The sequence below is a fragment of the Streptomyces sp. NPDC015346 genome (assembly GCF_043078785.1).
Classification (GTDB): Bacteria; Actinomycetota; Actinomycetes; order Streptomycetales; family Streptomycetaceae; genus Streptomyces.
Genome location: NZ_JBIBTW010000005.1, coordinates 119,644 through 144,056 on the forward strand (window position 1 = coordinate 119,644; position 24,413 = coordinate 144,056).

The 24,413-nt window shown below is 71.7% G+C and carries 20 protein-coding genes; 4 read left to right on the forward strand and 16 right to left on the reverse strand.

Going from position 1 to position 24,413, the window contains the following annotated elements; genetic code table 11:
• Positions 1 to 54 precede the first annotated feature (54 nt).
• The 6 genes from rplS to ACF06X_RS19605 all read right to left on the reverse strand — a co-directional run bounded on the left by rplS (position 55) and on the right by ACF06X_RS19605 (position 3,495).
• Positions 55 to 405: a 50S ribosomal protein L19 gene (gene rplS / locus ACF06X_RS19580; RefSeq protein WP_158990956.1), complete on the reverse strand. Its 351-nt coding sequence runs from the start codon at positions 403 to 405 to the stop codon at positions 55 to 57.
• Between the two features lie 129 nt (positions 406 to 534).
• A complete protein-coding gene (gene trmD, locus ACF06X_RS19585; protein ID WP_392288536.1) occupies positions 535 to 1,356 on the reverse strand; it encodes a tRNA (guanosine(37)-N1)-methyltransferase TrmD in 822 nt (273 codons plus the stop codon).
• The gene (gene rimM, locus ACF06X_RS19590; protein WP_392288537.1) at positions 1,353 to 1,937 is read right to left on the reverse strand and encodes a ribosome maturation factor RimM; all 585 of its coding nucleotides are present in this window, start codon (positions 1,935 to 1,937) and stop codon (positions 1,353 to 1,355) included. Before rimM ends, trmD begins: the two co-directional genes overlap by 4 nt.
• Positions 1,938 to 2,036: 99 nt before the next feature.
• A complete protein-coding gene (locus ACF06X_RS19595) occupies positions 2,037 to 2,276 on the reverse strand; it encodes an RNA-binding protein (RefSeq protein WP_005311361.1) in 240 nt (79 codons plus the stop codon).
• Positions 2,277 to 2,278: 2 nt separating this feature from the next.
• A complete protein-coding gene (gene rpsP, locus ACF06X_RS19600) occupies positions 2,279 to 2,719 on the reverse strand; it encodes a 30S ribosomal protein S16 (RefSeq protein WP_158990950.1) in 441 nt (146 codons plus the stop codon).
• Between the two features lie 182 nt (positions 2,720 to 2,901).
• On the reverse strand, positions 2,902 to 3,495 hold the full coding sequence (locus ACF06X_RS19605) for a hypothetical protein (RefSeq protein ID WP_030759473.1): 594 nt from the start codon (positions 3,493 to 3,495) through the stop codon (positions 2,902 to 2,904).
• A gap of 426 nt (positions 3,496 to 3,921) precedes the next feature.
• Here ACF06X_RS19605 and ACF06X_RS19610 point away from each other — a divergent pair, with 426 nt between their 5' ends.
• Positions 3,922 to 4,710: a class I SAM-dependent methyltransferase gene (locus ACF06X_RS19610; RefSeq protein ID WP_392288538.1), complete on the forward strand. Its 789-nt coding sequence runs from the start codon at positions 3,922 to 3,924 to the stop codon at positions 4,708 to 4,710.
• A gap of 80 nt (positions 4,711 to 4,790) precedes the next feature.
• Here ACF06X_RS19610 and ffh read toward each other — a convergent pair whose 3' ends face one another.
• The 5 genes from ffh to ACF06X_RS19635 form a co-directional block, all read right to left on the reverse strand.
• Complete coding sequence (ffh, locus tag ACF06X_RS19615) at positions 4,791 to 6,326, reverse strand: signal recognition particle protein (protein ID WP_392288539.1); 1,536 nt, start codon at positions 6,324 to 6,326, stop codon at positions 4,791 to 4,793.
• A 131-nt stretch (positions 6,327 to 6,457) separates the two neighbouring features.
• Positions 6,458 to 8,986, reverse strand: a complete 2,529-nt coding sequence (locus ACF06X_RS19620) for a [protein-PII] uridylyltransferase (RefSeq protein WP_392288540.1) — start codon at positions 8,984 to 8,986, stop codon at positions 6,458 to 6,460.
• Positions 8,987 to 9,007: 21 nt separating this feature from the next.
• Positions 9,008 to 9,346 carry a P-II family nitrogen regulator gene (locus tag ACF06X_RS19625; protein WP_365720671.1) on the reverse strand — a complete coding sequence of 113 codons (339 nt, stop codon included), beginning with the start codon at positions 9,344 to 9,346 and terminating at the stop codon, positions 9,008 to 9,010.
• Positions 9,343 to 10,686, reverse strand: a complete 1,344-nt coding sequence (locus tag ACF06X_RS19630; protein ID WP_392288541.1) for an ammonium transporter — start codon at positions 10,684 to 10,686, stop codon at positions 9,343 to 9,345. Before ACF06X_RS19630 ends, ACF06X_RS19625 begins: the two co-directional genes overlap by 4 nt.
• A 342-nt stretch (positions 10,687 to 11,028) precedes the next feature.
• Positions 11,029 to 12,504, reverse strand: coding sequence for a hypothetical protein (locus ACF06X_RS19635; protein ID WP_392289021.1), 1,476 nt, complete (start codon positions 12,502 to 12,504; stop codon positions 11,029 to 11,031).
• Between the two features lie 418 nt (positions 12,505 to 12,922).
• On the opposite strand from ACF06X_RS19635, the gene ACF06X_RS19640 reads away from it, so the two are divergent.
• Complete coding sequence (locus ACF06X_RS19640; protein ID WP_392288542.1) at positions 12,923 to 13,576, forward strand: bifunctional DNA primase/polymerase; 654 nt, start codon at positions 12,923 to 12,925, stop codon at positions 13,574 to 13,576.
• Between the two features lie 182 nt (positions 13,577 to 13,758).
• Here the strand turns inward: ACF06X_RS19640 and ftsY are convergent, their stop codons facing one another.
• Positions 13,759 to 14,985 carry a signal recognition particle-docking protein FtsY gene (ftsY, locus tag ACF06X_RS19645; protein ID WP_392288543.1) on the reverse strand — a complete coding sequence of 409 codons (1,227 nt, stop codon included), beginning with the start codon at positions 14,983 to 14,985 and terminating at the stop codon, positions 13,759 to 13,761.
• Between the two features lie 167 nt (positions 14,986 to 15,152).
• Between ftsY and ACF06X_RS19650 the strand changes: the two genes are divergently transcribed.
• Complete coding sequence (locus tag ACF06X_RS19650) at positions 15,153 to 16,607, forward strand: cytosine permease (protein WP_392288544.1); 1,455 nt, start codon at positions 15,153 to 15,155, stop codon at positions 16,605 to 16,607.
• A gap of 58 nt (positions 16,608 to 16,665) precedes the next feature.
• A complete protein-coding gene (locus tag ACF06X_RS19655) occupies positions 16,666 to 17,637 on the forward strand; it encodes an LLM class flavin-dependent oxidoreductase (RefSeq protein ID WP_392288545.1) in 972 nt (323 codons plus the stop codon).
• Between the two features lie 49 nt (positions 17,638 to 17,686).
• Here ACF06X_RS19655 and ACF06X_RS19660 read toward each other — a convergent pair whose 3' ends face one another.
• The 4 genes from ACF06X_RS19660 to ACF06X_RS19675 all read right to left on the reverse strand — a co-directional run bounded on the left by ACF06X_RS19660 (position 17,687) and on the right by ACF06X_RS19675 (position 24,259).
• Entirely contained in the window at positions 17,687 to 19,120 is a 1,434-nt protein-coding gene (locus ACF06X_RS19660) for a sugar porter family MFS transporter (RefSeq protein WP_392288546.1), read from the reverse strand.
• 215 nt (positions 19,121 to 19,335) lie between these two features.
• The gene (locus tag ACF06X_RS19665) at positions 19,336 to 23,172 is read right to left on the reverse strand and encodes a chromosome segregation SMC family protein (RefSeq protein ID WP_392288547.1); all 3,837 of its coding nucleotides are present in this window, start codon (positions 23,170 to 23,172) and stop codon (positions 19,336 to 19,338) included.
• Between the two features lie 194 nt (positions 23,173 to 23,366).
• Positions 23,367 to 23,582 carry a hypothetical protein gene (locus ACF06X_RS19670; RefSeq protein WP_158990924.1) on the reverse strand — a complete coding sequence of 72 codons (216 nt, stop codon included), beginning with the start codon at positions 23,580 to 23,582 and terminating at the stop codon, positions 23,367 to 23,369.
• A gap of 395 nt (positions 23,583 to 23,977) precedes the next feature.
• A complete protein-coding gene (locus ACF06X_RS19675) occupies positions 23,978 to 24,259 on the reverse strand; it encodes an acylphosphatase (protein ID WP_392288548.1) in 282 nt (93 codons plus the stop codon).
• Between the last annotated feature and the right edge of the window lie 154 nt (positions 24,260 to 24,413).

Sequence of the window (24,413 nt, forward strand, 5' to 3'; positions counted from 1 at the left end):
CGGCCGCCCTGTGACTCATGGAGTGGAAGCCCCGCGCGAACGGTGAGCCGGAGCTCAGTTGTCGCGCTTCTCCTTGATCTTGGCAGCCTTGCCGCGCAGCTCACGCAGGTAGTAGAGCTTGGCGCGACGGACGTCACCGCGGCTGACGAGCTCGATCTTCTCGAAGATCGGGCTGTTCACCGGGAAGGTGCGCTCGACGCCGACGGAGAACGAGACCTTGCGGACCGTGAAGGTCTCGCTGACGCCCGAGCCCTGGCGGCGGATGACGACGCCCTTGAACTGCTGGATACGGGAGCGGTTGCCCTCGATGACGCGCACGTGGACGTTCACGGTGTCGCCGGGGCGGAAGGCGGGGAGGTCGGTGCGGAGCGAAGCCGCGGTGACCGTGTCGAGCAGGGAGGCCATGATGGTCTCTTTCCTCGCTGATGCCACAGGTCATCAGCGGAACGTTCGAAGAGGAGATGGAGCGCCGTCCGCACCGGGCGCGCGTCGTCCCCCTGCGGCAGGGGCGCACGCCGTACAGACGACAGCGGCCTATTCTTCCACGGCGTCCGGCCTGCGCCAAAATCGGCCGCCGGGCTCCGGGGCCCATCCCAGGATGGAGAGGGTCTCCCGGTCCTTCTTGTCGAAGACGGCGGGGTCGCAGCGTTCGATCAGGTCCGGCCGGTTCTCCGCCGTACGGCGCAGGGCCTCGTCGCGCCGCCAGCGGGCGATCTTGCCGTGGTGCCCGCTGAGCAGTACGTCGGGGATGGCGCGGCCACGCCACTCCGGGGGCTTGGTGTAGACGGGCCCCTCCAGGAGGTTGGCCATGGCGCCCGGGGCGAAGGAGTCGTCGCGATGGGACTCGGCGTTGCCCAGGACGCCGGGCAGCAGCCGGGCCACCGCCTCGGTGATCACGAGTACCGCGGCCTCGCCGCCGGCCAGGACGTAGTCGCCGATGGAGACTTCGTACACCGGCATCCGGGTGGCGTACTCGTCCATGACCCGGCGGTCGATGCCCTCGTAGCGGGCGGGGGTGAAGATCAGCCAGGGCCGCTCGGAGAGTTCGACGGCCAGTTCCTGGGTGAAGGGGCGTCCGCTGGGCGTGGGGACGACGAGGACGGGGCCGTGCGCGCCCGCCTCGAAGCCGTCGGCGAGGGTCTGGTCGAGGGCGTCTCCCCAGGGATCCGTCTTCATGACCATGCCCGGACCGCCGCCGTAGGGCGTGTCGTCGACCGTGTTGTGCCGGTCGTACGTCCACTCCCGCAGGTCGTGGACGTGGACGTCGAGCTGCCCACGCGCGCGTGCCTTGCCCACCAGGGAGACGTTCAGCGGTTCCAGGTACTCGGGGAAGATGGTGACGACGTCGAGTCTCATGCGTCGTCACCCGGTTCGGCTTCACCCGGTTCAGCGTCCGGTTCCGCGTCCCGCGCGGAGACGATCTCGGCGCGGTCGTCGATGAGCCCGGGCGGCGGGTCGATGACGGCCCGCTGCAGCTCCAGGTCGATGTCGGTGACGATCTCCTCGACGAACGGGATCATCAGCTCGGTGCCGTCGGGCCGCTCGACGATGAAGAGGTCCTGCGAGGGCAGGTGGGAGATCTCGGTGATGCGGCCGACCTCGGTGCCGTCGGTGAGCACGACGTCGAGGTCCATGAGCTGGTGGTCGTAGTACTCGTCCTCCGCCTCCGGCATCTCGTCGGGGTCGACGTCGGCGATCAGGAGGGTGTTGCGCAGGGCCTCCGCGGCGTTGCGGTCCCGTACGCCCTCGAAGCGGAGCAGCAGCCTGCCGCTGTGCACGCGTCCGGTCTCGATGGTCAGGGGGCCGATGGAGGCCGGGTCGGTGGTCAGGACGGCTCCGGGCGCGAGCCTCAGCTCGGGCTCGTCCGTACGCACCTCGACGGTGACTTCGCCCTTGATGCCGTGGGCGCGGCCGATCCGCGCGACTACCAGCTGCACGACTTACACACTCTCCTGTCGGACGACGACGGGCCGGGGCGGGCGCTATGCCCTCCCCGGCCCGTTGCCGGCGCATCTAAGGTGAAACAGTCAACTTCTTCAGCGGACCTGGTCCACGTCGACGAGGTCGACGCGGATGCCACGGCCGCCGATGGCGCCCACGACGGTACGCAGCGCACGCGCGGTGCGGCCGTTGCGGCCGATCACCTTGCCGAGGTCGTCGGGGTGGACCCGGACCTCCAGCACGCGGCCACGGCGCAGGTTGCGCGAGGCGACCTGCACGTCGTCGGGGTTGTCGACGATGCCCTTCACGAGGTGCTCGAGAGCCTCCTCGAGCATGCTCAGGCCTCGGTCGACTCGGTGGACGCGGCCTCGGCCTCGTCCGCCTTCTTGTCGGCCTTCTTCGCCTTCGGGGTGATGGCCTCACCCTTGGCGTCGTCGCCCTCGAGCGTCTTGGCGAACGCGTCGAACGAGGCGCGCTTGTCTTCCTTGGTCTCCGGCTGCAGCAGCGGCGCGGGGGCCGGCAGGCCCTTGTGCTTCTGCCAGTCGCCGGTGAGCTTCAGGATGGCGAGGACCGGCTCGGTCGGCTGGGCGCCGACGGAAAGCCAGTACTGCGCACGCTCCGAGTCGACCTCGATCTTCGACGGGTTGTACGTCGGGTGGTACAGACCGATCTCCTCGATCGCACGACCGTCCCGGCGGGTGCGGGAGTCGGCGACGACGATGCGGTAGTGCGGCTGGCGAATCTTGCCGAGGCGCTTGAGCTTGATCTTGACTGCCACTGGAGTGGTGTCTCCTGGTCTTGACGTGGTTGGGCACATGAGATGCCACGTGGGGTTGCGGTACTCGGGTGCCCGATGGACGCGTCAGCCGGAGGAGAGAGGGGTCCTGTGCGGCTGTCGAGTACAGCTAGCCATTGTGCCACACGCCTGTGGCGCCCCGGACCTGGCGGGGTCCGGGGCGGTCAGCTCGCCGCGCCCACCGTCTCCGGGATACGGAAGGGCTTGCCGCAGCCGCCGCAGACGATGGGGGCCTGGGCGAGGACCGAGGGGACGACGCGGACGTTTCGGCCGCAGTCGCAGACGGCCTTCACGCGCACGCCGCCGCCCGAGGAGCCGTGGCGGGCGGCCGGTCCCCGGAAGGAGCGCTTGGTGTCCGCGGCGGTCGCGACGGTGTGCGCCTTGAGGGCGCGCTGGAGCCGCTCGATCGTGGGGCGGTAGCGCCGCTTCGCCTCGGGGTTGAGGGTGACCAGGGAGAAGCCGCTGCTGGCGTGCGGCTCCTCGGGGTGGTCGAGCCCCATCTCCTCGGCGATCGCGAGGAATCTGCGGTTGTGGTAGCGGCCGGCGCGCGAGGTGTCCCGGACGCCTCGGGCGGCTGCGATGCCGTGGACTGCCTCGTGGAGCAGTCGCTCGAAGGAGAGCTCGGCGCCGCAGGCGGACGAGGACTCTCCGATCAGGGATTCGGGCGCGGCGAGATCCGGCAGTTCGGGGTGGTGCCGCTGAATGTCGGCCCACGCCTGTGCCAGCTCTGCGGCGAGAACAGGTGGTGTCGTGCTCACGTCGCGTACAACGAGCCGGGACGCCCCCGGGTTCCATTACGGGGCATCCCAAATATTTTGCACGTACCCGTCAGTTGCCGTTGATGCGTCCTGACGAGGGCCAGTGCGCCGATGTGCGGAGAAGGCTCGCAGCTCACGGCAAGGTGGTGCGTAGCGGCGCATACGCGCCGGCGCGTAGAGCGGTCGTACGCCCCGAAGCGTCGCCGGAGGGCCGCCGCAGGGACAGTACCGGGTCCGGGCGCAAGGCGGCGCACCGGGGCTTCCCTCACCTGTGGCCCGACCCGTGGCCCGACTGTGGCCCGAACCGGTAAGTGGTCCGGTGCCAGCACTGGACGCGGGCACGGATGCGCAGTTCCCTGACATACAGGGGGATGCGGGCGCACAGACACGGGGGCCGTCGACCAGGCACTGATTGGGGCGCATTCCATGACATCTACGCTCGTCCGGCACGACCCCGCACGGCTCGTCCGGCGTGATGCCGCGCGCGACTGGGCCGAGATCCAGGAGCGGATGCTCGTGCCGCTCTACGAGGCGGTGTACGACCGTCTCGACGTGGGGCCCGGCTCCCGGGTCCTCGGGCTCGGCTGCGGGTCGGGCCTGGCGCTGCTGATGGCGGCCTCGCGAGGAGCGCGGGTCGCCGGGGTGGACAGGGACCACGCGCGCGTGGAGCTGGCCAGGGAGCGGCTGCCGGAGGGCGGGGGGCACACGGTGGTGGAGGGCGGTCCCGCGGAGGCCGGGGGCGGGCTCGGCGGTGGCCCCGCGGGCGTCCGGTACGACGTGGTGACGGCGTTCCACACGGCGGCGGGCCTTGGGGCGGAACTGGCGGCGGTCACTCCGCTGGCCGAATCGGGCGCGGCGATCGTGCTCGCGGGCTGGGGTCCGCCGGAGCGGTGCGCCACGGGGTCGGTCCTGCGGGTCGCGGCCCGGCTGACGGGGTGGCGGCCCGCGCCCCGGGACGAGCTGGAGGACGTGGTGGCGGGGGCGGGTCTGCGGCCGGACGGATCGGGCCGGGTTTCGTGCCCGTTCGGATACGCGGATCAGGACAGCGCGGTGCGGGGGCTGCTCTCGACGGGTGACTTCGACGCGGCGATCCGGGCGACGGAGGCGTCGCAGGTGGAGAAGGAGATCCTGGAGGCCCTGGATCCGTACGTCCGCGGGGACGGGACGGTGTGGATGCCGAACGTCTTCCGGTACCTGATCGCCCGGGTGCCGTGACCGGCGCGCGGTGAACGCCGCGCCGTAGACAGAGGGCCCGGGCGGTTTCACACCGCTCCGGGCCCCTCCATGGAACCTGCTCAGCCCATGAACTTCTTGAACTCGTCCGGCAGTTCGAAGTCCTGCGGAGCCTGACCCGCCGCCGGAAGCCCGAACGCGCCGCCCGCCTGGGCCTGCTCGCGCCGCGCCGCGGCCGCCTGCTCCTCGGCCTTGCGCTTCATCGGGTTGCCGCTCTTGCGCTTGCCCTTGGCCTGCTTGATCTGCTTCTTCTGCCGGCCGGGGCCGCCGCCCATGCCCGGCATGCCGCCGCCCTGGGCCATGCGGGACATCATCTTGCGGGCCTCGAAGAACCGCTCGACCAGGCCCTTGACCGCGCTGACCTCGACGCCGGAGCCCTTGGCGATACGGGCGCGGCGCGAGCCGTTGATGATGGTCGGGTCCTGGCGCTCGCCGGGGGTCATCGACTTGATGATCGCGGCCGTGCGGTCGACGTCCCGCTCGTCGATGTTGTTGATCTGCTCCTTCATCTGCGCCATGCCGGGGAGCATGCCGAGGAGCTTGGAGATGGAGCCCATCTTGCGGACCTGCTCCATCTGGGCGAGGAAGTCGTCGAGCGTGAACTCCTGGCCCTTCTTGGACGCCAGCTTGGAGGCCATCTTGGCGGCCTCTTCCTGGCTGAAGGTCTGCTCGGCCTTCTCGATGAGCGAGAGCATGTCGCCCATGCCGAGGATGCGGGACGCCATGCGGTCCGGGTGGAACGCGTCGAAGTCGTCCAGCTTCTCGCCGTTGGAGGCGAACATGATCTGGCGTCCGGTGACGTGCGCGATGGAGAGCGCGGCACCACCGCGGGCGTCGCCGTCGAGCTTGGAGAGCACGACGCCGTCGAAGCCGACGCCGTCGCGGAAGGCCTCGGCGGTGTTGACCGCGTCCTGACCGATCATGGCGTCGACGACGAAGAGGACCTCGTCGGGGCTGACGGCGTCGCGGATGTCCGCGGCCTGCCGCATCAGCTCCTGGTCGATGCCGAGGCGGCCGGCGGTGTCGACGATGACGACGTCGTACTGCTTGGTCCGCGCGTACTCGATGGAGTCCTTGGCGACCTGGACCGGGTCGCCGACGCCGTTGCCCGGCTGCGGGCCGTAGAAGGCCACGCCGGCGCGCTCGGCGACGACGCCGAGCTGGGTGACGGCGTTGGGGCGCTGGAGGTCGCAGGCGACGAGCAGCGGGGAGTGACCCTGGCCCTTGAGCCAGAGACCGAGCTTTCCGGCCAGGGTGGTCTTACCGGCGCCCTGCAGACCCGCGAGCATGATCACGGTCGGGGCGGTCTTGGCGAACCGGAGGCGCCGGGTCTCGCCGCCGAGGATGCCGATGAGCTCCTCGTTGACGATCTTGATGACCTGCTGGGCGGGGTTCAGCGCCTGGGAGACCTCGGCGCCGGTGGCCCGCTCCTTGACCTGCTTGATGAACGCCCGGACGACGGGGAGGGCGACGTCCGCCTCGAGGAGGGCGATACGGATCTCGCGCGCGGTGGCGTCGATGTCCGCCTCGGACAGGCGGCCCTTGCCCCGGAGGTTCTTGAATGTCGCTGCAAGGCGGTCGGAGAGGGTATCGAACACGGTGGTCGCGGATCCTCGGTGTCGGGGGCGGGCGGACGAATTGCCCTCCAGGGTATCTGGCCGCTCGAAGTGCGTGTCCCCGCCCGCCGGAACGCGCCGGAACCGGCGGGCGGGTCACGGGCGGGTTCGACTCACCGCAGCGCCTTCTCCAGGGCCTGTGCCAGGTCCGCGGCCTCCTCGTCGGCGAGCAGGGAGCCGTCCGGGCGGGTCACGTAGAGGGTGTCCACGGCGTTGGCGCCCAGGGTGGAGACATGGGCGCTTCTGACCCGGACCTCGGCGCCCTCCAGGGCGCGGCCGATGCGGTGCAGGAGGCCGGGGGCGTCCTGGGCGCGGACCTCGATGACGGTGGCGAGGCGGGAGTCGGCGGCGGCGACCGTGACGCGCGGTGGCGGGGCGGTGACGCCGCGGCGCCGGGGGTAGGCGGCCTCGCGTTCGGCCAGGCGCGCCGGAATGTCCAGGGTGCCGTCCAGGGCCCGGACGAGGTCGGCGCGCAGCCGGGCGGCCTGCGGCAGGGAGCCGTATTCGGCGGCGACGCGCCAGTTCAGGACGAGGACCGTGCCGGGGCCGAGCTCCGTGGGGAGTTCGACGGCGCGCAGGTCGGCGGCGCGTACGGTCAGGCGGTGCAGGGCGAGGACGCCGGCGGCGGCCGGCAGGACGCCGGGCTGGTCGGGCAGGGCGAGGAGTAGTTCGACGCCGACCGGTTCCGGTTGTGGTTCCGTTTCCTGGCCCTGTTCCCGCTCCTGTTCCTGGCCCTGTTCCCGCTCCTGCCCGCGTTCCCCGGGCTCCGCCGAGGCATCGTCCGACGCCTCCGGCTGGGTGTGCAGGGCGAGGACGGGCTCGCCGGTCCGCAGCGCCTCGATCGCGAGCCGTTCCTGTTCCGCGCTGGGCGCGGCGGGTTCCGGTTCGGCCGCCGGTTCGCCGGCGAGGACGGCCCCGACCCGCTTCACCAGGTCGGCCACGAGCGAGGCGCGCCAGGTGGACCAGGCGGCGGGTCCGGTGGCGAGCGCGTCGGCCTCGGTGAGGGCGTGCAGCAGCTCCAGGGCGCCCGGTGTCCCGACGGCCGCCGCCACCGCCTGGACCGTCGCGGGGTCGTCCAGGTCGCGCCGGGTCGCGGTCTCGACGAGCAGCAGGTGGTGGCGTACGACGGTGGCGATGACGCCCACGTCGGCGCGGTCGAAGCCGATCCGGGCCGCGATGTCGCGGGCGATGGTCTCGCCGGCGACCGAGTGGTCGCCGGGCCAGCCCTTGCCGATGTCGTGGAGGAGGGCGGCGACGAGCAGCAGGTCGGGGCGGCCGACGCGGCGGGTCAGGGAGGAGGCGCGGACGGCCGTCTCGACGAGGTGCCGGTCGACGGTCCAGGTGTGGACGGGGTTGCGCTGGGGCCGGCAGCGCACCCGTTCCCAGTCGGGCAGGAGCCGGGTGATGAGCCCTTCGGCCTCCAGCGCCTCCCAGACGGGCACGGTGGACTCCCCCGCTCCGAGCAGGGTGACCAGTTCTTCGCGGGCTTCGGCCGGCCAGGGCACGGGCAGCGGCTTGGCCGCGGCCGTGAGCCGGCGTACGGCGTGCGGGGAGATCGGCAGTCCGGACTGGGCGGCGGCCGCGGCGGCCCGCAGGGGCAGTACGGAGTCGCGTTCCGGCCTGGCGCTGAGGGCGAGGACGACCTCGCCGTCCATCTCGACGACGCCCTCGGCGAGCGGGGTGCGCTCGATGGGCGGTTTCCCGCCACCGGAGCGCCCGCCGAGGAGGGCGCGGAGCCGGGGCCGGGCGGAGCGTGCCTTGAGGACCCGGTTCACCTCGCGCCAGGTGACGTCGGTGGCGTACGAGATGATCCGCGCGGCCTCGTACACCTCGCGCAGCAGGGTGTCGGCGTCGAGGAGGCCGAGTTCCCTGGCGACCGCGTCCTGTTCCTGGAGCGCGAGGCGGTCGGTGGCCCGTCCGGTCGCCAGGTGGAGGGCGTCACGGGCGTCGAGGAGGCGGCGGCGGGCGGCGTCGAGGCCCTCTCGGGGGGCGTCGGCGAGCCAGGAGGCGGCGACGGCGCGCAGGACCTGGGCGTCGCGCAGTCCGCCGCGGGCCTCCTTCAGGTCGGGTTCGAGGAGGAACCGCAGCTCCCCCATGCGTTCGGCCCGCTCGCGGCAGAGCGCGTCGAGCTCGGGGAGCCGCTGGGGCGCCTGGTTGCGCCAGTCGGCGAGGACGGCGGTGCGCAGTCCCGCGACGAGTCCGTGGTCGCCGGCGACGGGCCGGGCGTCGAGGAGCCCGAGCTGGACCTTCAGGTCCTCCCCGGCGGTCCTGCGGGCCTCGGCGGGGGTGCGGACGGAGTGGTCGAGGGCGAGGCCCAGGTCCCAGACGGGGTACCAGACGCGGTCGGCGAGGGTGGCGATCTCGCGCGCGCCGGCGGTGCCGTCGTGCAGCAGCAGCAGGTCGAGATCGCTGCGGGGGGAGAGTTCGCCGCGTCCGTAGCCGCCGACGGCGACGAGCGCCACCCCTCGGGGCGGCCGGGCGGCGGCGAACAGGCCGGTCAGCCAGTCGTCGGTCAGCCGGGCCAGGGCGGTACGGCGCGGCGGCCCGGGCCGCTCCTTCTCACCGAGAAGGCGCAGCCGGGCCGCCGAGTAGCCGCTGGGTCCCGGGTCTTCCGCTTGCGTGCTCACATCGACGCTCGTCACCCAGCAGCTCCTTGTCCGTGCCTACAGTGCGTCCGGGCCGCGTTCGCCGGTGCGGACGCGGACGGCGGTGTCGACCGGCACGCTCCACACCTTGCCGTCACCGATCTTGCCGGTCCGGGCGGCCTTGACGACGACGTCGATGAGCTGTTCGGCGTCCTCGTCCTCGACCAGGACCTCGATGCGGATCTTGGGGACGAGGTCGACGGTGTACTCGGCACCGCGGTAGACCTCGGTGTGGCCGCGCTGGCGGCCGTATCCGCTGGCCTCGGTGACCGTGAGCCCCTGGACTCCGAAAGCCTGGAGGGCTTCCTTGATCTCGTCCAGCCGGTGCGGCTTCACGACTGCGGTGATGAGCTTCATGCGTCCACCTTCTTGGTCTCCGTAACTGCGGGGGCGGGCGCGGCGGTGGAGCGCGAGGAGGCGCCGCCGCCGGCTCCGCTGAAGTCGTACGCGGTCTCGGCGTGCTCGACCTGGTCGATGCCGGAGACCTCGACGTCCTCGCTGACCCGCATGCCCATCGTCTTGTCGATGATCAGCGCGAGGATCGCGGAGGCGACAAGAGAGTAGGCGAGGACGGCGAAGACGCCGATGGCCTGCTTGCCGAGCTGGTCGAGGCCGCCGCCGTAGAAGAGGCCCTTGGCGTCGGACTGGACTCCGCCGGTGGCGAAGAAGCCGACGAGGAGGGATCCGATGACACCGCCGACGAGGTGGACGCCGATGACGTCGAGGGAGTCGTCGTAGCCGAACCTGTACTTCAGGCCGACGGCCATGGCGCAGACGATTCCGGCGATGGCGCCGACGGCGATCGCGCCGAGCGGGCTGACGGAGCCGCCGGCCGGGGTGATGGCGACGAGGCCGGCGACCGCGCCGGAGGCGGCGCCGAGGGTGGTGAAGGAGCCGTGGCGGATCTTCTCGTAGGCGAGCCAGGCGAGCATGGCGGCGGCGGTGGCGACCTGGGTGTTGACGAACATGACGGCGCCGACGCCGTCGTCGTTGCCGAGCCAGGAGCCGGCGTTGAAGCCGAACCAGCCGAACCAGAGCAGACCGGCGCCCAGCATGACCAGCGGGAGGCTGTGCGGGCGCATCGGGTCCTTCTTGAAGCCGACGCGCTTGCCGATCACGAGGATCACGCCGAGGGCCGCGGCACCGGCGTTGATGTGGACCGCCGTGCCGCCGGCGAAGTCGATGACGCCCATCTCGAAGAGCCAGCCGCCGGCGCCCCAGACCCAGTGGGCGACGGGGAAGTAGACGACGGTGACCCAGAGGGTGATGAAGAGGGCCCAGGCGGTGAACTTGACGCGGTCCGCGAGGGCGCCGCTGATCAGGGCCGGGGTGAGGATCGCGAACATCAGCTGGAAGACGGCGAAGACGTACACCGGGATGGTGTAGCCGTCCCACAGCTCGGTGACGCCGATGCCGCTGAGGCCGACGTAGTCGGAGGACCAGCCGATGATCGAGCCGGAGTCGGTGCCGAAGGCGAGGCTGAAGCCGTAGAGCACCCAGAGGATCGTGACGATCCCGAGGCTGATGAAGCTCATCATCAGCATGTTGAGGGTGGACTTGACGCGGACCATGCCTCCGTAGAAGAAGGCGAGTGCCGGGGTCATCAGCATGACCAGGGCGGAGCAGATGAGCATGAACCCGGTGTTGGCAGCGGAGAGCTCGGGGGCTGCTGCCAGGGTCGTGATGGCTGGTGCCATCGGCGTCTCCTCGTCGTCGGTACGGCCTGTGCGGGGGCGGGGCCGGAGAGCGGCTTGGCCGTGAGGGGTTGGCCGGTTATGCGCCAGAGGTTGGCGCAGCGCCGTTTCCGTCGATGCCGCACGATGTTTCGCCGCAGTGACGAAGGGGTGGGACGTGTTACGCGACTGTGAACGGCCGAGTCACGAACGTGTAACGCGGGGGGCGGGTCCTCGGTCGGGGGTACGGGTCCGCGGACATGGGCCGGCCGCGGCAGTCATCCCTGTGGCCTGGCGGCGGGGGAGCCGAGTCGGGCGGTACGGGATGTCTGTCGCGGCCGGGGTTCCGGGGGGCTCGCCCCGCGCTCAGACCGCTTCGGCGGTCTCGGGCAGCAGGGCGGTGAGCCGGTCGGTGAGCTGGACGACCTCGGCGACGTCGTGGAAGTCGCGGGCCGCCGTGTCGACGGTCTTGCGGAGCCGGTTGTTGACCCGCTCGGAGCGGACGCGCTTGGCGACGACGAGCGCCTTCTCGACGAGGGCGGCGGACTGCTCGGGTTCGCGCTTGAGGAGGTGCACGGTGGCCATGCCGATGAGGTTGAGTGCGTACGAACGCTGGTGCTCGGTGTCCTTCTCGAAGAGCTGGACGGCCCGCTGCATGACGGGCTCGGCGAGGGAGGCGTAGGTCGGGGAGCGGCCGGCGACGTAGGCGAGGTCGCGGTAGGAGTGGGAGTTCTCGCCGTTGAGCTCGGCCTCGGAGAAGAACCGGATCCAGTCGGGCTCGGGCTCGCCGTCGAGGCCGACGTCGGCGAAGGTGTCCTCGGCCATCCGGACGGCCCGCTTGCACTTGCTGGGCTGGCCCATGTTGGCGTAGGCGCGGGCCTCCATCGCATACAGCATGGCCTGGGTGCGCGCGGTGGCGCAGTCGCGGCTGCCGTACTGGGCGAGGTGGATGAGTTCGAGGGCGTCGTCGGGCCGGCCGAGGTGGATCATCTGGCGGCTCATGGAGGAGAGGATGTACGAGCCGAGCGGCTTGTCGCCCGCTTCCTTGGCGGCGTGCAGGGCGAGGACGAAGTACTTCTGGGCGGTGGGCTGCAGGCCCACGTCGTAGCTCATCCACCCGGCCAGTTCGGCCAGTTCGGCGGCGCAGGTGAAGAGGCGCTGGGCGGTGGCGGCGGGCTGTGGCTCCTGGAGCAGGTCGGTGACCTCGTGGAGCTGGCCGACGACGGCCTTGCGGCGCAGTCCGCCGCCGCACTGGGCGTCCCACTGGCGGAACATCGCGGTGGTGGATTCGAGGAGGTCCAGTTCGCCCGGGGAGAGGCGGCCTGGGCGCCGGGTGTCGAGGGCCGGTTCGGGGCGGTCGGGTTCGGTGACCGGGGTGGGCACGAGCCAGCGCTGCATGGGCTCGATGAGGGCGGGGCCGGCGGCGAGCGACAGGGCGGAGCCGAGGAAGCCGCGGCGGGCGAGCATCAGGTCGCTGCGGGAGAACTCGCTGAGCAGGGCGACGGTCTGGGGTCCTGCCCAGGGCAGGTCGACTCCGGAGACGGAGGGTGCCTGGTGGGCGGTGCGCAGGCCGAGGTCCTCGATGGCGACGACCGAGCCGAACCGCTCGGAGAACAGTTCGGAGAGGATCCGCGGGATGGGTTCGCGGGGTTGTTCGCCGTCCAGCCAGCGCCGTACGCGGGAGGTGTCGGTGCTGATGTGGTGCGCGCCCATCTGGCGTGCCCTGCGGTTCACTTGGCGCGCCAGCTCGCCCTTCGACCAGCCGCTGCGCACGAACCACGAGCTCAGCTGCTCGTTGGGGCGCTTGCCGGCAGTCGTACCGTCTGCGCCGTTGCCGCCCACTGGAACGCCCCCATCCACATCCATGTCTTCGCTGCGTGAACCTCTAACAGAATGCCGTGTCTCGCGGCCCCCGTACGGAGGTTGCACTCCCTCGAACTGGAAAGCGGGTTGCCTCCGGCATACCCACGCGCGCAATGCGGTTCCCGGTTCGTGCACCGAAAGTAATCCTACGATCACCGGTCCCGCGAGGCCGTTTCAAGAATCGCCACCATTCGCCACCCCTTCGAATGAACTCGCCTGCCGTCGGACACGATTCACTTGACATGCGACGAACCAGGGTCGGCGGAGTGGTGCGCGCGCAGGCGTGCGCCACGGGCCGCACCACCGTGCCCGCCACCGCGCGCCCGCCGGGGCGACGGAGGGTGACGGTGGAGCTCCGATTCGTAACCACCGGCGCGTTCGACCCGTTGGAGGGGGCATGGGCTTCACGATCGGCGGCATTCGTGAGATGCGGTCCGGCTCGCGCCGCCGCGTCCGCACCACGGAGTGCACAGCGGTGGCCGAGTACACAGGGCTGTGGGGCTGGGACGTGATCCCGGGAGCGCGGGCCGCCTCCGGCCAGTGCTCCTGCGGGGATCGCGACTGTACGGCTCCGGGCGCGCATCCGCTCTCGTTCGCCGAGGAGGTCCCGGCGGGCGCGGGCCTCGACGACGCGACGAAGACGTGGTCGCGGTACCCGGGCGCGGCGCTGATGCTTCCGGTGGGCCGGGCCTTCGACGTGATCGAGGTCGCCGAGCCGGCGGGGCGCCTGGCGCTGGTCCGCCTGGAGCGGATGGGCCTACCACTGGGTCCGGTCTGCGTGACGCCGACGGGGCGGGCGCGGTTCTTCGTGGCGCCGGGCGCGGCGGCGGAGCTGCCTCAGCTGCTGTACCGGATGGGCTGGGACGACGCGGACCTGGATCTGCGGGGGCTTGGCGCCGGCGCGTACATCACGGCCCCGCCGTCGGACCTGGGCGGTCTGGGCCCGGTCCGCTGGCTGCGGCCTCCGACGCTCGACACGGCGGGCTCACCGCCCCAGGCGCGGCTGCTGCTCGGCACGCTGGCCTACATCTGCCACCGCAGCCACACCTGACGCCTGCTGCAGGGCCTTCACGGCCCGCACCGCCTGCACCGCCCACCCCGCCTGCGCCGCCCGCCCCGCCTGCACCGCCTGCACCACCCGCCCCGCCTCCGCACGAAAGCTTCGGGCCCCGTACGCGCTGTCGCGTGCGGGGCCCGAAGTGGTCCGAGGCCGTCGCGGCCCCCGGACCGGGGTCAGTCGCCGATCAGGGCGTCGACGAAGGCCGCCGGCTCGAAGGGCGCCAGGTCGTCCGGGCCCTCTCCGAGGCCGATCAGCTTGACCGGGACGCCCAGCTCGCGCTGGACCGCGATCACGATGCCGCCCTTGGCCGTGCCGTCGAGCTTGGTCAGGACGATGCCGGTGATGTCGACGACCTCGGCGAAGACGCGGGCCTGGACCAGGCCGTTCTGACCGGTGGTGGCGTCGAGGACGAGCAGGATCTCGTCCAGCGGGCCGTGCTTCTCGACGACGCGCTTGACCTTGCCGAGCTCGTCCATGAGGCCGGTCTTGGTGTGCAGGCGGCCCGCGGTGTCGATGAGGACGACGTCGGCGCCCTCCGCGATGCCCTCCTTGACGGCGTCGAAGGCGATCGACGCCGGGTCGCCGCCCTCCGGACCGCGGACGGTCCGGGCGCCGACCCGCTCGCCCCAGGTCTGGAGCTGGTCCGCGGCGGCGGCGCGGAAGGTGTCGGCGGCGCCGAGGACGACCGAGCGGCCGTCGGCGACCAGGACCCGGGCCAGCTTGCCCGTGGTGGTGGTCTTGCCGGTGCCGTTGACGCCGACGACCATGACGACGCCGGGGGTGCCCGGGGCGCTCTCGGTCTTGACCGAGCGGTCGAAGTCGGTGCCGAGGAGCGCGATGAGCTCCTCGCGGAGCAGGCTCTTGAGCTCCTCGGGGGTGCGCGTGCCGAGCACCCGTACCCGCTCGCGCAGCCGGTCGACCAGCTCCTGGGTGGGGGCGACGCCGACGTCGGCGGTGAGGAGGGTCTCCTCGATCTCCTCCCACGTGTCCTCGTCGAGGTGCTCGCGGGACAGGAGGGTCAGCAGACCCTTGCCCAGCGAGTTCTGGGAGCGGGCCAGCCGGGCCCGGAGCCGTACGAGACGGCCCGCGGTCGGCTCGGGAATCTCGATCTCGGGCGCGGGCGGCGCGGCGACGACGGGATCCTCGACCGCGACCGGCGTCTCGACGGCCTCTTCGGCCGTCGGGAGGTCGACCTCTTCGATGGTCCGGCGTGGTTCTTCCCGCGGTGTCTCCGCCTCGTCACCGACGTGCGGTTCGGCGGGCGGAGCGGTGATGGTCGGCGGGGTGGACGGCGCCTCGGCCGACGGCAGCCGCTTCTTCTTGCGGCCGCTGACGACGAGGCCGGTGACGACGCCGACCGCGAGCAGAGCGATGACTACGGCAAGGATGAGGAATTCCATGGTCCACCCAGTATGCGCGACGCCGTGCGGGCCGATCGGGTGTGCCGGGCGTCTTCCTGGGGTGTGTCCGCCTCCGGCGGGGAGCACCGCACCGCTCGGCCTCGGCACGCCCTTGGGGCGAAATGTACGATGTGGGCATCCCCCACACCTCTGCCCGGAGCCCACCCATGCCTCTTGCCTCCGACACCGAGGGCGCGACGTCCGAAAGCGCCGTCGAGACCCGTGGCCTCGAACCCGTTCCCGACGCCGAGCGCACCGGGCACGTACGCGAGCTGTTCCCGACCTGGGTCGCGGCCAACATCAGTGTGCTTCTTCTCACGATGGGTGCCGGACTGGTCGTCTTCAACGGCCTGAACTTCTGGCAGGTCCTGGTGGTCGCGACGGCCGCGCCGGTCCTCTCGTACGGCATCGTCGGCCTGATATCGATCGCCGGGAAGCGCGGCGGTTCGCCGGGCATGGCGCTGTCGCGGGCCGTGTTCGGGCAGCGCGGAAACCTTTTTCCGGGCTCGCTGATCTGGGTGGCCCGCTGGGGGTGGGAGACCATCAACGCGGTCACCGGCGCCTATGCCGTGCTGACCGTCCTCGATCTGCTCTTCGGCATCGAGTCGAACACCGCGCTGATCGTCGTCACGCTGCTGCTCTTCGTTGCCTGCACGTTCCTGGTGTCCGGGCTCGGCATCAACGCGCTGCGGGTCTGCAGCAAGTGGTCGACGTATCTCTTCGGCGCCTTCTCCGTCCTCGTGCTGGTGTATCTGGTGGCGAACACGGAGTGGTCGGCGGTCTTCGACAAGCCGGCCGGTTCGACGGCGATGATGATCGCGGGCATCGGCACCATCGCGGCGGGCGGCATCAGCTGGGTCCCCTCGGGCCCCGACTTCACCCGCTACCTCCCCCGTACCTCCTCGTCCAGGGCGATGGTCGGCTCCACGGTCGGCGGCGCGGGGATCGTCGTGCTGCCGATGGTCCTGATGGGCGCGGTCATGGCGGTGGCGACGCCCGGTCTGGCCTCGGCACAGGACCCGGTGTCCTTCATCGGTGAGCTGCTGCCGGCCTGGATCTCCGTCCCGTACCTGCTGATCGCGCTGATCGGGATGCTGCTGATCAACTCGATGTCGATGTACTCGGCCGGGTTCACCGCGCAGACGCTCGGCATCAAGGTGTCGCGCGCGGCGGCGGTGAGCGTGAACGCCGTGATCAGCCTGGTCTTCGGCTTCCTGCTGATGGTGGTGGCGACCAGCTTCATCGGCTCGTTCATCTCCTTCCTGACGCTGCTCGCGGTGGCGTTCTCCGCGTGGATCGGCGTCTTCGGCGTCGACATGCTGCGCCGCCGGTCGTACGACGGGGTGGCGCTGATGGACACCACGCGGACGAGCGCCTACTGGTACCGGGGCGGTTTCGCCTGGCAGGCGATGACGGCCTGGGCCGTGGCGCTGGTGGCGGGTCTGCTGTTCACCGGGGTCGACTGGTTCTCCGGTCCGCTGGCCTCCTCCTGGATCGGTGAGAACGGGCTCGGCTGGGCGGCGACGATCGTGGTCGCGGGCGTGCTGTACGCGGCGCTGCCGAGGACCGCCGACCCGGCGCCCGTGGAGCCGGCCGGGGTCCGCGAGACTGTTTCCATCTGACGCCACGTCAGATACGGTCCCCCTTCGCCGGCTTCCCACCCGCGGAGGGGGACTTCCCATGCCGTTCACCGTCGTACGGTTCAACCTGGTCGATCCCCACGCCACCCCCGCGTCGCTCTCGGAGCGCTATCGCGCCGCGCTCGCCATGGCGGCCTACGCCGACGAGCACGGGATCGACACGGTGCAGACCGAGGAGCACCACGGGGCCGCGAACAACTGGCTCCCCTCCCCCTTCGCCTTCGCGGGCGCGGTGTTCGGCGCGACGGAGAGGATCGCCGTGACCGTCTCCGCGATCATCGGCCCGCTGCACGACCCGCTGCGGCTCGCCGAGGAGATCGCGGTCCTCGACCTGCTGAGCGGGGGCCGTCTGGTGACGGTGGCGGGGATCGGCTACCGGCCGGAGGAGTACGAGGAGCGCGGGGTCGACTGGGGCCGGCGCGGCAAGCTGCAGGACCTGCTCCTGGAGACGCTGCTGACGGCGTGGTCCGGCGAGCCCTTCACGTATCAGGGCCGTACGGTACGGGTCACTCCGCGGCCGGTCAGTCGGCCCCATCCGCTCCTGCTGGTGGGCGGGTCATCGCGGGCGGCGGCGCGGCGGGCGGCCCGGCTGGGTCTGCCGTTCTTCCCGAGCGCGCACCTGCCGGAGCTGGAGACGTACTACCGGGAGCGGTGCGCGGAGTACGGCACCGAGGGCTGGACGATGATGCCGGCGAAGGAGACCTCGCTGCTGCATCTCTCGGAGGACCCGGACCGGTGCTGGGAGCTGTACGGGGAGCATTTCCTGCACGAGGCGCGGACGTACGCCTCCTGGCAGTCGAAGGACATCCGCTCGGCGGTGCGCTCGACGGCGACGACGGTGGCGGAGCTGCGCGCCGAGGGGGTGTACCGGATCGTGACGCCGCGGGAGTGTCTCGCGCTCGGTCTGGAGACTCTGGTGCTGCATCCGCTGTGCGGCGGGATGCCCCTGGAGGAGGGCTGGCGCAGTCTGCGGCTGTTCGGGGAGGACGTACTGCCCCGGCTCAAGGCGTAGGTGCCTGAGCCGGGGCAGTTCTCGTGGCCGAGGAGAGGGGCAGCGGGGTTTAGCCCATCTCCTCCAACGCCTTGCCCTTGGTCTCCTTGACGTACCTGAGCACGAAGGGGACGGAGAGCACGGCGAAGATCGTGTAGATCACGTAGGTGCCGGAGAGGTTCCAGTCCGCCAGGGACGGGAAGCTCGCGGTGATGGCCCAGTTGGCGATCCACTGGGCGGAGGCGGCGACGCCGAGGGCGGCGGCGCGGATCCGGTTGGGGAACATCTCGCCGAGGAAGACCCAGACCACCACGCCCCAGGAGAGGGCGAAGAAGAGCACGAAGACGTGGGCGGCGACGAGCGCCACGACGCCCTGGGTCTCGGGCAGCTTGCCGTCGACGAGGTCGGCGGAGAACGCCCAGGCCTCGAAGGCGAGGGCGACGGCCATGCCGATGGAGCCGACGAGCGCGAGCGGCTTGCGGCCCACCCGGTCGACCAGGACCATCGCGATCACGGTGCCGACGATGTTGATGATCGACGTGGTGAACGAGTAGAAGAACGAGCTGGACGGGTTGATGCCGACCGACTGCCAGAGCGTCGCGGAGTAGTAGAAGGCGACGTTGATGCCGACGAGCTGCTGGAAGACCGAGAGTCCGATGCCGACCCAGACGATGGGGAGCAGCTTGAAGCGGCTGCCGATGACGAGCAGGTCCCTGAAGGTGGACTTGTGCTCGCGGCGCATGGCCTGCTCGATCTCGGCGACGCGGTGGTCGAGATTGACGGTGTGGCCCTCGACCTCGGCGAGGACCTCCTTGGCCTTGTCGACCTTGCCGACGGAGATCAGGAAGCGCGGGGACTCGGGGATCGCGAAGGAGAGCAGACCGTAGAGCACCGCGGGGACGACCATCACGCCGAGCATCCACTGCCAGGCTTCGAGGCCGCCGATCTCGCCGCGCTGGTCGCCGTCGGCGAGCTGCAGGATGCCGTAGTTGACCAGCTGGGAGATGGCGATGCCGATGACGATGGCGGCCTGCTGGAAGGAGCCGAGGCGGCCCCGGTAGGCGGCGGGGGCGACTTCCGCGATGTACGCGGGGCCGATGACGGAGGCCATGCCGATGGCGAAGCCGCCGACGATCCGCCAGAAGGCGAGGTCCCAGAGGGCGAAGGGCAGGGCCGAGCCGACGGCGCTGACGGAGAACAGCGCGGCGGCGATCTGCACGCAGCGGATGCGGCCGATCTTGTCGGCCATCCGGCCCGCGGTCGCGGCACCGATGGCGCAGCCGATCAGGGCGATGGCGATGACCTGGGCCAGCGTGCCCGAGCCGATGTCGTAACGGTCCCGGATGGCCTCGACGGCGCCGTTGATGACGGAGCTGTCGTAGCCGAAGAGGAAACCGCCCATCGCGGCGGACGCCGTGATGAAGATGACGTGGCCGAGGTGGTCCGGGTGGGCGGCTCGGCCTTCGGAAGGCGGCGGCGTAGGCGCCTGCGCGGTGCTGGTCACATGGACTCCTGGAGGCTCCGGCAGCGTCGCCGGGGCGTGGGGGGCGAGCCCTTCCAGTGGCGCACAACTTCACGCCGCCCACCACTTGAAGGTAAAAGCAACGTTGCAGAGACTATTCGTTCAAGTTTCGAAGTCAAGAGGTGGGGGTTGGCGAACTCCAGGAGACGGCGTGTCGCCTTGCGTTCAAGGTTTGAACATCACCGGGGTGGGCAGGCCTACCGCAGGCGTTGGCTGATGACCTTGGATACCCCGTCGCCCTGCATGGAAACGCCGTAGAGCGCGTCCGCGACCTCCATCGTCCGCTTCTGGTGCGTGATGACGATGAGCTGGGAGGACTCCTGCAGCTCCTGCATGATCCGGATCAGCCGCTGGAGATTGGTGTCGTCGAGGGCCGCCTCCACCTCGTCCATCACGTAGAAGGGGCTGGGGCGGGCCTTGAAGATGGAGACGAGGAGCGCGACGGCGGTCAGCGAACGCTCGCCGCCGGAGAGCAGCGAGAGGCGCTTGACCTTTTTGCCCGGCGGGCGGGCCTCCACGTCGACGCCGGTGGTGAGCATATTGTCGGGGTCGGTCAGGATCAGCCGCCCCTCGCCGCCGGGGAAGAGACGCGAGAAGACCCCCTCGAACTCGCGAGCGGTGTCCCGGTACGCCTCCGTGAAGACCTGCTCGACGCGCACGTCGACCTCCTTCACCACCTGCAGGAGGTCGGCCCTGGTCTTCTTCAGGTCTTCCAGCTGCTCGGAGAGGAACTGGTGGCGCTCCTCCAGCGCCGCGAACTCCTCGAGCGCGAGCGGATTCACCTTGCCGAGCTGCTGGTACGCCCGTTCGGCGGCCTTGAGCCGCTTCTCCTGCTCCGCCCGTACGAAGGGCCGGGGCTGGTTGCGCGGGTGCTCCGGGTCCTCGGGGAGCTCCTCCCCCTCGGCGGGCGGTGACGGCGGTACGAGCTGATGGGGGCCGTACTCGGAGACGAGGCCGGCCGGCTCGACCCCGAGCTCCTCCAGGGCCTTGGTCTCCAGCTGCTCGATCCGCAGGCGCTTCTCCGCGCCGAGGACCTCGCCCCGGTGGACCGAGTCCGTGAGCTTGTCGAGCTCCGCCTTCAGCTCCCGGCCCCGGCCGCGAGCGGCGGCAAGGCCCTGCTCGCGGGCGTTCTTGGCGGCCTCGGCGAGGGCGCGCTCCTGTTCGGCGCGGACCAGGGACACCTCGATGTGGGCCAGGAGCCCGCGCGCTCCGGCGGCGACGGCGGTGGCGACCTCGGCCTCGTGGCGCATCCGGGCGCGGCGCTGTTCGGCACGCGCGCGTGCCTCGCGTTCGGCGCGGGCCGCCCGGTCGAGGGAGTCGGCGCGGCCCGCGAGGCCCTTGACGCGCTCCTCGTGGGTACGGAGCTGGAGCCGGGCCTCCATCTCGGTCTGGCGGGCGTTCGCGCCGTCGGCGGCGAGCCGGTCACGGACGGAGGTGTCGGGCTCCTCCTCGGCCGGGGTCTCCTCGGCCACGAGCAGGCGCTCGGTCAGCTCCTCGGCCTCGTGGAGCGCCTTTTCCAGCGCCTCCTCGGCGCGGGCGACGGCGGCGGCGGTCCGCTCGGCCTCGCCCGCGGCGCCCCGGGCCTGCCCGGCGAGCCGGCCGAACTCCTTGGCGACGGCCGACTTCTCGCGGTCCGCGGCCCGGCGGCGCTCGGCCAGCTCCTCGACGAACGCGGCGGCGGCGCGGCGGCGCTCGCTCGCCTCCCGCTCGGCGGCGGCCAGCTCCTCGCACCGTACGGCCAGCTCCGCCAGCTCGGCCGCCGCCTCGTCGACGGACGCCCGCACCTCCAGGAGGCTGGGCACGCCGGCGGAGCCGCCGTGGGCGAAGTGCGCCCCGAGCAGGTCCCCTTCGGCGGTCACGGCGGTGAGGCGCGGGTGCGCGCGAACGAGCTCCTCGGCCTCCTCCAGCGTCCCGACGACGACCATCCCGTCGAGCAACCGGCGCACGGCGCCCATGAGTTCGTCGGGCCCGCGGACGAGAGAGACGGCGGAGGGGTAGGGGTGGGCGGCGGGCAGGGCGGCACGGCGGGCGGCGGGTGGGGCGTCCGGCGCGGGCAGGGCGGCGGGCGGGGGCCCGTCGGCGGGCAGGGCGGCACGGCGGGCGGCGGGTGGGGCGTCCGGCGCGGGCAGGGCGGCGGGCGCGGCGTCCGGCGCCGGCTCGGCGGCGGGCAGGGCGGTACGGCTTTCGGCCGGCGCGGCGGCTGGCGCCGGCCCGTCCGGGTGGACGGCCGGTGTGCGGGGCGCGGCGGGGGTCTGGGGCGAGGGTGAGGCGCCCGGATCCGGAGCGGCCTCGCCGGCGGCGGGCTCGTACGGGTCCGCTCCCGTCAGGAGCAGCGCCGCGCGGCCCGCGTCCTGCTTGCGCAGGAGGCGCAGGGCCTCGACCGCCGAGGCGGGGCCGGAGACGGCGAGGGCGTCCGCCGCCGCGCCGAGGGCGGCGGCGACGGGGATCTCGTACCCGGGGGCGACCGTGAGCAGTTCCGCGGCCGGACCGAGCAGTCCGCCCAGGCTGTCGCGCGCGCCCAGCAGCGCGCCCGTACCGTCCTTGCGGCGCAGCCCCAGGGAGAGCGCCTCGTGCCGTGCCCGGGTCGCCGCCCGGCGGCGGTCGGCCTCGGTCGCGGCCTCGCGGGCGGCCGTGAGGGCGGTCTCCGACTCGGCGAGGTCCCGGCGGGCGGCCTCGTACCGCTCCCCCAGCTCCGTGTCGTCCGCGTCGAGCCCGTCGACCTCCGCCTTGAGCTGCTCGTACTCCTCCTGCGCGGCGACCGCCCGCTCCTGGGCCTCGTCCCTGGCTGCGGCGAGGCGGTCGATCTCGGCCTGGGCGGAGGCGGCGCGCGAACGAGCCGCGTTGACCTGGCCGTGGAGCCGGGCAAGCCCCTCGCGCCGGTCGGCGATGGCGCGGGCCACGTCCTTGAGCCGGCGCTCCTCGGCCGCCAGCTCGCGTTCCAGCTCGGCGCGGTGGGCGACCGTGTCCTCCAGGGCGCGCTCGGCGGCCTCCAGCGCGGCCGCGAGCTCCGCCTCCTGCTCGCGGATACGGGCGGCCTCGCGTTCCATGTCCTCCGGATCGCGTCCGCGCCGCTCCTCGGGCGGCTGGGCGGTCGCGCTCTTCACGCGCGCGTCGGCCAGCGAGACGGTGCCGCGCACGCGCTCGGCGAGCTGGGAGAGCTCGTACCAGGTCTGCTGTCCGCGCTGGAGGCGCGGGGCGAGACGGCGCACCTCGTCCTCCAGCTCCGCCTCGGTGGCCAGCGCCGCCTTCAGCTCGCGCTCGGTGCTCTCCTTGCGCTCCTTGAGGGCGGCCTCGTCGGCGACCTCGGCCTTCAACGCCTCCTGGAGCCGTACGAGATCGTCGGAGAGCAGCCGCAGCCGGGCGTCACGCAGGTCGGCCTGGATGACGGCGGCCCGGCGGGCGACCGCGGCCTGCCGGCCGAGCGGTTTGAGCTGCCGCCGCAGCTCGTCGGTGAGGTCCTGCACGCGCGCGAGGTTGGCCTGCATCGCGTCCAGCTTCCGCAGCGCCTTCTCCTTGCGCTTGCGGTGCTTGAGGACGCCGGCCGCCTCCTCGATGAAGGCGCGGCGGCCCATCGGGTCGGCGTGCAGGACGGAGTCGAGCTGGCCCTGGCCGACGATGACGTGCATCTCGCGGCCGATGCCGGAGTCGGAGAGCAGGTCCTGGATGTCGAGGAGCCGGCAGGTGTCGCCGTTGATCTGGTACTCGCTGCTGCCGCCCCGGAACATGATCCGGGTGAGGGTGACCTCGGCGTAGTCGATGGGCAGCGCGCCGTCGGAGTTGTCGATGGTGAGCGAGACCTCGGCGCGGCCGAGCGGCGGGCGCCCGGTGGTGCCGGCGAAGATGACGTCCTCCATCTTGCCGCCGCGCAGCGACTTGGCGCCCTGCTCCCCCATGACCCAGGAGAGCGCGTCCACGACGTTGGACTTGCCGGATCCGTTCGGGCCCACGACACAGGTGATTCCGGGTTCGAACCGCAGGGTGGTGGCGGAGGCGAACGATTTGAAACCGCGGAGGGTCAGGGCCTTGAGATGCACGCATCCTGACTCTACCGGGGCGCGTGCGTTTCACCCATGAAGGCGCAGGGCACACCCTCCATCAAGGCACGACGGACGTGCGCACGGGGCGGGGACCACCTGGGGGCTCAAGAAAGAAGGGACGCCGAAGCGTCCCTTGCATGTCTAGCTGTGCTAGCGAGAGTGTTTCTCACCCGGCCCTGTGGGCTCGAGGCTCAGGTGAGCGCAGGCTCCGCCTGGGGAACGTCGAGGTCAATGCTGTTCAGCAGCGACTCTCCGTGCTGAGCGGCGGCGGCGTTGAGCGCGTCGTTCTCGGACTGAATCCGTACAAGCTCGGACTCGAGGTCCTGGACGCGCTGCTGAAGCCGTCGCATCTCGGCGAGGAGTCGCGGGTCGGAGCCGCCGACGTAACCGAGAAGCGCCTTTGCCATGATGGATGGTCCTCCACACTGAGTGACCGACCGAAGCGGTGTGGGTCGTGAGAGATTTTCGCACCCGCGGTGTTCGGCAGTGCTTCTTGTCGTGCCGGATTTACTGCCAAACAGCTAAGGTGCGCGGGGCTTCCAGAGTCTCACCAAAAAGTTTGACGGTCAACACGATCACGCCCCGTATCCAAGGGAGACCGGGGGGCTGCGGCCGGCGGAACGGCCGGCGGCGCCTCTCGACACGGTGCCTCGGGGGCTATGGAGATCATCCTTGCGCGCCACGCTCCGCAAGGCAAGACCTTCTCGGCAACCACCAGGTCGTTCTCGCTTCAGCGGAGCTTCTTCGAACGTCCGCCCGGGGGTTCCGGCGGGCACCGGGCGGAGCTCTGCCGACAGGACCGTCAGCGGATCGCGAAGCCGTCGTAGCCGCCGCGCGGGGTGTCCCAGATCTCAGTGACTCCGTCCACGCGCCCGGGAGTGTCGTCGGAGCGGAGCCAGTCGAGCAGACGGTGGCAATTCTCACTCGGTCCCTCGGCCACGACCTGGACACGTCCGTCGTCGAGGTTGAGGGCGAAGCCAACAAGGCCTCCGATCTCCAGGGCGTTTGCCCTGGTGAACCAGCGGAAGCCCACTCCCTGTACTCGGCCGCGCACCCAGGCGGTCAGCCGTACGTCATCGTTCATGGCTGCACGCTAACGGGCCGATCGCCCGAGCAGCACACCAGCCCCGCGCGTCATGGCGTACAGTCCCGACCGGACGAGGCTCACCCGTTCGGACGCGCCCCGGAGACGTACCCCGGCACGGGTCGCGACGGGCCCGTCGCGGGCTCCACAGAAG

Bases quoted from the DNA above. Each gene is read 5' to 3' on its own strand.
- rplS (WP_158990956.1), bottom strand. From the start codon at position 405: ATGGCCTCCCTGCTCGACACGGTCACCGCGGCTTCGCTCCGCACCGAC.
- trmD (WP_392288536.1), bottom strand. From the start codon at position 1,356: ATGAGACTCGACGTCGTCACCATCTTCCCCGAGTACCTGGAACCGCTG.
- ACF06X_RS19595 (WP_005311361.1), bottom strand. From the start codon at position 2,276: ATGCTCGAGGAGGCTCTCGAGCACCTCGTGAAGGGCATCGTCGACAAC.
- ACF06X_RS19610 (WP_392288538.1), top strand. From the start codon at position 3,922: ATGACATCTACGCTCGTCCGGCACGACCCCGCACGGCTCGTCCGGCGT.
- ACF06X_RS19625 (WP_365720671.1), bottom strand. From the start codon at position 9,346: ATGAAGCTCATCACCGCAGTCGTGAAGCCGCACCGGCTGGACGAGATC.
- ACF06X_RS19630 (WP_392288541.1), bottom strand. From the start codon at position 10,686: ATGGCACCAGCCATCACGACCCTGGCAGCAGCCCCCGAGCTCTCCGCT.
- ACF06X_RS19640 (WP_392288542.1), top strand. From the start codon at position 12,923: ATGGGCTTCACGATCGGCGGCATTCGTGAGATGCGGTCCGGCTCGCGC.
- ftsY (WP_392288543.1), bottom strand. From the start codon at position 14,985: ATGGAATTCCTCATCCTTGCCGTAGTCATCGCTCTGCTCGCGGTCGGC.
- ACF06X_RS19650 (WP_392288544.1), top strand. From the start codon at position 15,153: ATGCCTCTTGCCTCCGACACCGAGGGCGCGACGTCCGAAAGCGCCGTC.
- ACF06X_RS19655 (WP_392288545.1), top strand. From the start codon at position 16,666: ATGCCGTTCACCGTCGTACGGTTCAACCTGGTCGATCCCCACGCCACC.
- ACF06X_RS19670 (WP_158990924.1), bottom strand. From the start codon at position 23,582: ATGGCAAAGGCGCTTCTCGGTTACGTCGGCGGCTCCGACCCGCGACTC.
- ACF06X_RS19675 (WP_392288548.1), bottom strand. From the start codon at position 24,259: ATGAACGATGACGTACGGCTGACCGCCTGGGTGCGCGGCCGAGTACAG.